Source organism: Candidatus Contendobacter odensis Run_B_J11 (assembly GCF_000531125.1).
Taxonomy (GTDB): Bacteria; Pseudomonadota; Gammaproteobacteria; order Competibacterales; family Competibacteraceae; genus Contendibacter; species Contendibacter odensensis.
Map to the genome: position 1 here is coordinate 1 of NZ_CBTK010000092.1, position 7091 is coordinate 7091.

General features: G+C 60.9%; 8 protein-coding genes. 1 reads left to right on the plus strand and 7 read right to left on the minus strand.

Translation table 11 applies throughout. The annotated features are described in order from the left end of the window. The first annotated feature begins 143 nt into the window (after positions 1-143). Positions 144-680 (plus strand): GNAT family N-acetyltransferase, encoded by a 537-nt coding sequence (locus tag BN874_RS07505; protein WP_051497558.1) that lies wholly within the window; start codon positions 144-146, stop codon positions 678-680. Positions 681-706: 26 nt separating this feature from the next. Here BN874_RS07505 and BN874_RS07510 read toward each other — a convergent pair whose 3' ends face one another. From BN874_RS07510 to BN874_RS25485, 7 genes are all read right to left on the minus strand, one after another. Then, positions 707-907, minus strand: coding sequence for a hypothetical protein (locus BN874_RS07510; RefSeq protein ID WP_034431857.1), 201 nt, complete (start codon positions 905-907; stop codon positions 707-709). Positions 908-922: 15 nt separating this feature from the next. Then, positions 923-1672 (minus strand): hypothetical protein, encoded by a 750-nt coding sequence (locus BN874_RS07515; protein WP_034431858.1) that lies wholly within the window; start codon positions 1670-1672, stop codon positions 923-925. Then, entirely contained in the window at positions 1656-2495 is an 840-nt protein-coding gene (locus tag BN874_RS07520) for a hypothetical protein (RefSeq protein ID WP_034431859.1), read from the minus strand. The genes BN874_RS07515 and BN874_RS07520 overlap by 17 nt, the downstream gene beginning before the upstream one ends. A 12-nt stretch (positions 2496-2507) precedes the next feature. After that, positions 2508-2897, minus strand: coding sequence for a hypothetical protein (locus tag BN874_RS07525; protein ID WP_034431860.1), 390 nt, complete (start codon positions 2895-2897; stop codon positions 2508-2510). Between the two features lies 1 nt (position 2898). Further along, entirely contained in the window at positions 2899-3798 is a 900-nt protein-coding gene (locus BN874_RS07530; RefSeq protein WP_034431861.1) for an RAMP superfamily CRISPR-associated protein, read from the minus strand. Positions 3799-3812: 14 nt separating this feature from the next. After that, a complete protein-coding gene (locus BN874_RS07535) occupies positions 3813-6845 on the minus strand; it encodes a hypothetical protein (RefSeq protein ID WP_034431862.1) in 3033 nt (1010 codons plus the stop codon). Beyond that, positions 6838-7091 (minus strand): hypothetical protein (locus BN874_RS25485; protein ID WP_230314362.1); only part of this gene is annotated, 254 nt, incomplete at its 5' end. The genes BN874_RS07535 and BN874_RS25485, both read right to left, overlap by 8 nt.

Here is a 7091-nt window from a genome sequence, read left to right on the forward strand (position 1 = left end):
TGAGCGCGGCGGAAACTCTGCGTCTGGCGGCGATTCTCGAGCGCGGATTCAACCCGTCCCCCGCCCTGCGGGCGGCGCTGGCGAATTTGGCTCAACCCACCCGCCCATTCCCTGCCCTGCATTGGCCGCCAGCGGCGTGAATCATGCCGCTGCGTATTGAATCCATCTGCCGCACCCACCGCGCCCTGCTGTCTGATTTCCAGAATCCCCATGCCTCGCTGGTCGAATACCTGAAGCGATATGCCGTGCGTCATGCCGAGAAGGATCTGTTGGCGCGAACCTATCTGGCTATCGATGACGATGCGGGGACTCCACAGCTGGCCGGCTATTTCAGTCTGGCGACGGTCAGTGTCGAACGGGGGGCGGCCGCACGTTTACCCGCACTGGATCGATTGCCGCGTTTCCCGATTCCTGGCGTCCTGCTGGCCCGCCTGGCTGTCGATAGCCGCGTTCACGGTCAAGGGTTGGGCCGGTATCTGTTTGAAGAGGCGCTGGGTTTGACGCTTCAGTTGGCGCAAACCGGCCCTGTGGCGTTTCGCCTGTTGGTGACGGACGCCCTTGATACGGCGGCGGTTCGCTTCTACGAGCATTTCGGCCTGGCCCCTCTGGAGGAGAACTTTCCCTGCCGGATGGCGCTCGATCTCTTCCCGCTTCTCGTCGGCGTCGCTCAACCCCGCTAAATCAGCGCCATAAACCCGCAACTGTTTCAGGCCGCGCACTGCCAGCGATACCGGCCAAAGCCCAAAGTCGCCTCGCCGCCCGCATGGAGGAAACTGCCCGCCGCCAACCATCGTCTGCCCATTGGCGTCACCTCCGCCAGGTCCATCTCGCCGCACCAGCCCTGAACGCAGCGCCGCGAATCCAGGCCCACCGGTGTGGCTTGGGATCGCAGAGATCGGAAGAGCACACGTCTGAACTCCAGTCACGCCAATATCCCGCACCAGCCCTGAACGCAGCGCCGCGAATCCAGGCCCACCGGTGTGGCTTGGGATCGCAGGCGAGCCGCGACCAGCCGCCAAGGAGCGGTTCCCGGCTCGGCCAACGGCTGGCCGTCGCCGTAGACGTTGACCAGCCGTTGCAACCGGGTTCGTAGTGCGCCGTACAGGGGATCATCGTGCTGATGTTTGCTGACCAGCGGGGTGAGCAGTTGCACGGTGATCAGATTGCCGTCCGGCAGCGCCGGTTGCAGGGGATTAAGCCGGGCGCCGGACACAAAGCGGCTGTCGCGGAAGACGGGTTGACCGCTGGCTAAATCGCGGACTTCATCCAGGCGGATGCCGTGCTGACCGTTGAAATCCAGTTCCGGCAGGAAACGATCCATCTGACGCAGCCAGTTTTCGGCAAAGTTCAGCGCGGGGTTGAGCAGCAATAAGCTGAAACGCAGGCCCTCCGGCAAGGGTTGCCAGCGATGCACCAGGTAGGGCGGCAGGCGGTCCTGCTGATCGGGCAGCAGGTGCGGCTTGAACACCTGTGGCCAGGGGCAGCCAGTGCGCAAGGCGCATTCGGCGCAGCGCGGTTCCGGGTAGACGCAGTTGCCACGAAACAGGGCATGGCCGAGGACGCCGCGCAACAGGCCGCCGTAATAGCCGCGCAGGCTCAGCGGTTGCGGGCCGTGCAGGGTACAGTCGAGGCCGTAGACGCGCAGGCCGTGAAAGTCAGTGAGCCGCGCCATCAACTCTCGTCCAGCAGCCCAAGCCGATTTCGCCGGTGGCAGGAAAATAGCAGCCGGGCGTGAGACAGCGGGCGTCCAGCCGCGCCAGCGCCGCGCCGGGGAAGCGTCGTCCAAAACCCAGATTTGCGTCAAACAGCCGACCCAGCCAGGGTTGCAGCGGCGCATCCGTTCCGCCGTCGAGACTGGGGCCGGGGAGGAGATCACCCGTCGACCGCCGCAGGCCCTGTTGATTGACCGGCCAGGCGGCCTGTTGGGCGTAATGGGGCGCATCGGGCATCCAGCCAGGTTTTGCCAGCCGGACTCGCCCCAAGCCGGTTTTAAGTTCGCCGCCCAGGAGCAAGCCCGAACGGAACCAGTCCTGGATGGGCTTGCCGGCCAGACGCGGCACGGTGTGCCAGAGACCGCCGGCCAGTTGCACCGGCTGGCCGCGTTGCGGGCCGTGCAGCGTCCGGGCGGCGATGCTTTCCACCTCAAACAGGGCGGTTTCCACCGCGCTACATGTCTGGGGATCGAGGGTGACATGGTTGCGGGCGGTCAGATAGTGGGTTTCGATCCGCTCGCGGTCCCGCCGGGGCGACAGCACCCGGTTTTCCTCTGCGTCACGGATGAACAGCGGGCCGCAGCGGGTTTCGCGCAACACCAGGTCGAGGGCGCGGGCAAAATCGGCGGAGCGGCCACCGCCCGCTTTGCCGAGGGCGGCGGCGAGGGCGTAACTGACTACATGGCCCGGTACAAAGCCGTGGCCGCGCAGCAGCATCCCACCGCGCCCCGCGCCGATGTGCAACGGGGTTTCCAGTTCGAGAGTGAAGCCGGTGAACTGCATGGTGTGCGATCCTCAGATCAGCGACTTAGCCTGATAGCGGCCATAGGTCAGAGCGGTTTCCACCACCTGCTTGGTGAGGATCAGCCGTTGCAGGGCTTGCGCCGGTTGCTCGGTGGGGCGGGTTTCGGTCAGCGCCCGGTAGTAGTCGGCGATCTGCACTCCAGCGCCGGGCGGATCAGCGAGACGGGCAGCCACCAGCAAATCTTTCACAGCACGATCAATCTGTGCCGCCAGCCGTTCTTCGTCATTTTTGCGGCTGTTCAGAAACAGGCCGAAAGCAAACAGCCCCTGTTCCGCCAGCACCATCAGCGCCTTGTTGATCAGGTTAAAGGAGTCCTTGGCTTGGCTGTCAATGACCATGCTTCGTGCGGCTTTGGCGGCCAGCGGTTCCAGATTGATCATGTCAGACTCCTTGCAGCATCGGCTGCATCCGGCCAAAACCACGGGTAGTCATCGCCCCCAGTCCCAGTTGACAGGCCAGCGCCAAGCCCTTTTGCACCAGCGCTAGGGACCCGACGTAGAGTTCGGGAAAGCGTTGATCGTCGAAATCCACCTGTCCCCGATACAAGGCGCCGCGTGGGGCAGCTTCGTAGGTGAAGAGCAGCCCGTCCGCACCGGCTCCGGTCTCGAAGTCAATGGAGACCGAGGTGCGGGTTTCCAGATTGGCGTTGACCAGACTGGGGAACAGGCTGTCATGCACCAGCGCCAGATTGGCGCGGATGTGAGCCATGCCGGGCTGGTCGTTGAGGAATTCCGGGAAAGGGATTGGTTTTGGTGTGGCATCGAGCAGAATCCAGCCCAAGTTGATTTGGGGCGGCGGCGTTCCCACGCTCTGGATCACAATTTTGGTCGGATCGTTGATAGGTGGGATATCGGCGCACCCGGCGGCGTCCAGCAGGGCTGGGGTGGTGATCCAGCGCGGCCCGGCCATCGTCGGGACGGGGAAGGCGAGGATTTCGGCATCGCGGAACGACACCAGGCCAATGCGGGATTTGCCGTCGCCATCACCTTCGGCATAACCGAAGACTCTTGCTACCGGATCATTCGCGCCGGGGTGGGGACGTTGTTTATTTTGGTTGTGCAAGGTATCGCGGGCGTACTGCATCGCCTGTTCCCGTTCGCTGTCGGGCAGCGAATAGATGGATGCGGCCCGGATCGCGCCGTTGATCGAACTGCCGGGAAGCTTGGGCAGGCCAGTGGCGGCATCGCGCAGGATGGTGTTGTCCACCCGGCCCAGCCGGTAGCCGCCCGCGCCGATATGCGTGGGATCGAGAGCGAACAGGTACAGAGGATGTGATTTCATGAGGGTCTCGGCGATTAGGCTGCGTCTTTCTCTACAACGGGCGAGTGCGCGTCTTTTTCAATAAATCCGCTCCACTCGAAGGCGTCGAACAGCAGGCAGGCGCGTTCTTCATCCTTAAATAGCTCAATGAGGCGGGCGCGCACTTCCTTATCCTTGAGATAGCGGCGGAAAATGGCTTCGCAGTGCCCACGCCACGCCTCCCGGCCTTGGGGTCGCAGTTCGTTGGGAACGTCGCGCACCCATTTTTCATAGCATTCGATGATCTGGCCGAGCAAGCCCTTGGTCTGGCTGACCTTCCAGCCGGTCTGGCGCGACAGGTTGAGAACCTCATCCAACTGTTCCAGCAGGTAGGGTCGGCGACCCGGTTCCGCCAGGATGAAATGCGGGCGACGGCCTTGGGCGTCATAGCGCAGGTCATAGCGGCGGGCGGTGCCGTCCAGCGCCATAAAGTCGAAGGTGGACGGGCGCAGGCGGATTTTCTCGCCCGCTTCGAGTTGATCGAGCCGCACCAGTCGCCCCGGCCCTTCCGGGCGAGAGACGCAAATCGCGTGGGGATACCAGAGGTCGGACTGATGGGGATCGCCGGTTTTCAAACTAACCGTCCATTCCACCGGGCCTTGCGGAGTCTCCCAGTTGAGCAGCAGCGTCCCGTCACGATTCGGCGCCGAACTCATCAGTTTCCAGGTTTGCGGCGGAGTCTTGGCGATACGCCGTTCCATCCGGCGCAAGGCATCCAAAGCAACGTACAGCGGGAATTTCTCGCGGAAGGCCAGTGCCGAAACATGCACATCCAGACCGGCCCGCACTTTGCCCAGCTTTTCAGTCACCCGCTGCTGGATGCGCTCCAAAGCGTTACGGGCATCATGGGCGGCAACGATCACCCGGAACCCGCCCGCGTCCAGCGAGAGCGGCATCAGCCAGTGTTGCGTGTCACCAGCGATGTCCCAGAGGATTTGCCGCCACAGCTCCTGCAAATCGTCCCAAGTGCGCGCCAGCCGGCCCGGCGAGGCATGTTTCCGCATTCCGAACAGCAAGAGCTTGTCACCATCATGGCGGTAAAGACCGGCGTCTTCCGGGATGAATTCGCGCAGGAAGAATTCGTCGAGCAGACGCAGCGCCTTTTCCGCTGGTTCGCCAACCACTCGCCCGTCGTTTCCTTTGAAATTATTTTTTTGTTCCTGAAAATCGAGCCAATAATCGTCACCGACAATCAGACAGGCGTCGTTGGCTAATTCAGCAGTAATGTGTTCACAGAGCGATTGTTTGTCCCCGCCTTGGCGCAGGCGCTTTAGAACCTTGTTTTCAAGATCATCGCCTGCTTTCTCTGCCGAAGACGCGCAAATGGTCTGCATTTCCCTCAAATCCGCCATAGGCCGTGCCTGTTGAGTCAACAAGGTTTGGCCTTTGGCAATGGCTTCAATATTGACCCGCAGGGACAGCATCACCACCCGCGCATTGCCGGGAAGATTCCCCTTGTTACGAATCTCTTGCAGATTGAAGGTGGCCGGATCAAAGCCGAACAACTGTTGCGCTTCGCGACGGCGTTGCACATAGGCTTTGTCCGTAACCAGGGTCTGGCAATGGTCGCAGAGGCTGCTAGGGCCGTCCTCGTCGTCGGCATTCAAGCTGCTTTCATTGATCGCCAGTTCTCGCGCTTGTCCGGGCCGCAGTCCACATTGTGGGCAGATTTGCACCTGCTGATCTGCGCCAGTTTGCTTACCCCACAGTCGGTACAATTCATCCTCGCCGACTTGTAGGAGTCGCTGCCGATCACCGCTGCTCTCTGTCCAGTCCGTAGCCATAACCTCTGGATAATCGGTCAGATACAAGCGGGGTTGAGTCCAGGCCAGTCGCACTGCCACGCCCGCGCCCAATGGAGCCAGGTCTTGCAGGATGCCGGACTGCAAAGGATTCAGTATATGCTGCTGAAACAGGGCTTCCGCTTGCTGACCCTCGGCGTCTTTCAAGCCTTGATAGAAGCCGCCGACCACGAACACCACCCCGTTGTCATCGGCATACACCTGATTGCCAACTGGATAATCCACTTCGAGACGCTGGCGCAGATGGGCAATGGCTTGTTGCCGGTTCTGCGCCATTGCGGTCAGCACCACCGGCTGTAAGGCACCGCCAGCCAGCGCGGCCCAATCCCAGCGAATCCCCAATAGGCGGAAACGGACATGACCGATTTTTCCGGTGTCGAACGCGCCCTGTTCATCTTGCAAATAGCGGAAATCCCGGCGCAATACGCCTTCTGCCACTGCCGCCTTGAACAGACTGGCGCTGGAATAGCAGTGATGCCAGAGAGTGACATCGTTGGTGGGGCGGCGGGTTTCGCCCAGGGCTTTGCGGAACAGTTCAGGCCGGTCGCGGGGCACGGGTTCAAGTTCCTTGAGCAGCGTCTCACGCGCTTTTGGGACATCCTGCCAAGCACCATCCACCAGCAAAGTCGCTTCAAGCACTTGCCGCGCTTGCGGCCAGAGAGTTCGCAAGGGTTCAGGGCCGTAAGGCCGGTCGGCATCTTCGTTGCCGAAACTGTCGGCGATAAAGCCATATTCGGACTTTTGCTTGCCCGAATCCGTCCCGCTTGAGCCTTTATCCAGAGCGGAATCACGGATGTCCGCGCCAAAAGTGTAAATATCGCCCAGCAGAGTCAACTGATCCGCAGGAAAACCACCTTTGGCGTGGTGCTGGCGTAAAGGATCGCCGAGGCCATGCGCCTGTACCGTACCGGGTTTAATCCATTGTTCCGGTATCCGCAGCACATTTTTCCAGCCGTCATGATCCTTAATTTGTTTCAACCACTCGTTTTCTTCGTCGGTAGGCGGATAAGGTCGGCCTTCCTCAAGGATCGCGCCATGCGCTTCACGCTGATGGCATTTTTTGGCAGGTTCATCAAATTTCTTTTTCCTTTGGTTTCGGCTTAGGTCGCCGCTCATTTTCTCTTGGGCAAACTCTTCCCGGGTTTTACCCAAATCATGAATCAAGCCGCTGATTTCCGCCGCCAGAATCAGATCGCGGCTCTGTTCGTCCATTTTTATTTCAGGCATTGCCGTTCTCCGCAATCCAGTGAGCCAATTTGATCCAACTGTCCTCGCCTTTTTCCTCGCGGGAAGCTGGCGACAAGGTTGGAGCCTCAATTGCGATAGGTGTGGTTATTGATCCGTGTTGGGTCCAATACTCCAACACTTTGCGGTATTGGGCTGTCCATTCCTGTTCACGATTAGCACGCTGATTGAGGTGCCCCCTGGATTTCGTCTTCCAAGGGTCGATGATTAACATCGAGACTGGAAGGA

Bases quoted from the DNA above. Each gene is read 5' to 3' on its own strand.
- BN874_RS07530 (WP_034431861.1), bottom strand. From the start codon at position 3,798: ATGAAATCACATCCTCTGTACCTGTTCGCTCTCGATCCCACGCATATC.
- BN874_RS07525 (WP_034431860.1), bottom strand. From the start codon at position 2,897: ATGATCAATCTGGAACCGCTGGCCGCCAAAGCCGCACGAAGCATGGTC.
- BN874_RS07515 (WP_034431858.1), bottom strand. From the start codon at position 1,672: ATGGCGCGGCTCACTGACTTTCACGGCCTGCGCGTCTACGGCCTCGAC.
- BN874_RS07535 (WP_034431862.1), bottom strand. From the start codon at position 6,845: ATGCCTGAAATAAAAATGGACGAACAGAGCCGCGATCTGATTCTGGCG.
- BN874_RS07520 (WP_034431859.1), bottom strand. From the start codon at position 2,495: ATGCAGTTCACCGGCTTCACTCTCGAACTGGAAACCCCGTTGCACATC.
- BN874_RS07505 (WP_051497558.1), top strand. From the start codon at position 144: ATGCCGCTGCGTATTGAATCCATCTGCCGCACCCACCGCGCCCTGCTG.